1 protein-coding gene is annotated in these 1539 nt (G+C 63.3%); it reads left to right on the forward strand.

What is annotated here, in order from left to right:
- Positions 1–1539 (forward strand): immunoglobulin-like domain-containing protein (locus EJA71_RS13955; protein ID WP_371925680.1); only part of this gene is annotated, 1539 nt, incomplete at both ends.

Below are 1539 nucleotides of genomic sequence, written 5' to 3' on the forward strand. Positions count from 1 at the left end.
ACTACGAAAATCTCGTGGCCGACAAGACTCCGGTGTCGACCACTGTCACTGACACCGTCGACACCACCGATCTGTCCCTCAGCGCGACCAATTCGGTTGCCGAGGGCGGTTCGATCATCTACACCGCGACGCTGACCAACCCGGCCGGCACGCCGGTCACCGTGACCTTGTCGAACGGTGCAGTGATCACCATCGAAGCGGGCAAAACCACCGGCACCGTGACCGTCGCCGCGCCTGCCGATGACGTCTACAAAGACGCCGGCAAAGTCGAAGTAACGATCAAGGATGCTACTGGCGGCAACTTCGAGAACCTGGTGCCGAGCACCGTTCCCGCCGTGACCGAAGTGACTGACACCATCGACACGTCGACCGTCAAACTGACCGCCACCGAGTCGGCCGCTGAAGGTGGCACCGTCACCTACACCGCGACTGTTGGCGCGCCTGTCACCGGTTCGCCTGTCGTCGTGACCCTGGCCAACGGTCAGAACATCACCATCGAAATCGGTAAAACCACCGGCACCGTGACCACCATCGCTCCGAACGATGCGTTGACCGGCCACGCCCCGCTGACCAACTCGATCACTGGCGTTTCTGGCGGCAACTACGAAAACCTCGTGGCCGACAAAACCCCGGTCAGCACCACCGTGACCGACACCACCGACACCACCAATCTGTCGCTGACCGCGACGGGCACTGTGGACGAAGGCGGCCAGATCACCTACACCGCCACCCTGACCAATGCGGCTGGCTCGCCAGTGACCGTGACCCTGAGCAACGGCTCGGTGATCACCATCAAGGCTGGCGAAACCACCGGCACCGTCACCGTCGACGCACCGAAAGATGACGTCTACAAAGACGCTGGCACCGTAGAAGCGACCATCAAGGGCGCAACCGGTGGCGACTTCGAGAACCTGGTCACCAGCACGGCCCCGGCGGTTACCACCGTCAACGACACCATCGACACCTCCACCGTGTCGCTGACCGCCACCGCCAACGTGGCCGAAGGCGAAACCGTGGTCTACACCGCGACCGTGACCGCACCAGTGACCGGCTCGCCGGTTGTCGTGACCCTGTCCAACGGCCAGACCATCACCATCGCTGTCGGTGAAACCACCGGCACGGTGAACTACGTGGCGCCCAACAGCCCACTGGCTGGCGGCAGCTCGCTGAGCGTGACCATCGATGGCGCTACGGGCGGCAACTACGAAAAACTCGCGGTCGACGGCAAGTCCGCCGACACCGCCGTGTCCGACACCAACGACACCACCAACCTGAACCTGACCGCGACCGATTCGGTGGCTGAAGGCGGTTCGATTGTTTACACCGCCACGCTGACCAACCCGGCCGGCACGCCGGTGACCGTGACCCTGTCGAACGGTGCGGTGATCACCATCGAAGCGGGCAAAACCACCGGCACCGTGACCGTCGCAGCGCCTGCCGATGACGTCTATAAAGATGCCGGCAAAGTCGAAGCAACCATTGCGACCGCCACCGGTGGCAATTTCGAGAACCTGGTGCCGAGCACCGTTCCGGCGGTGA

Origin of the sequence: Pseudomonas sp. PB106 (assembly GCF_009764645.1) — a bacterium.
GTDB lineage: Bacteria > Pseudomonadota > Gammaproteobacteria > Pseudomonadales > Pseudomonadaceae > Aquipseudomonas.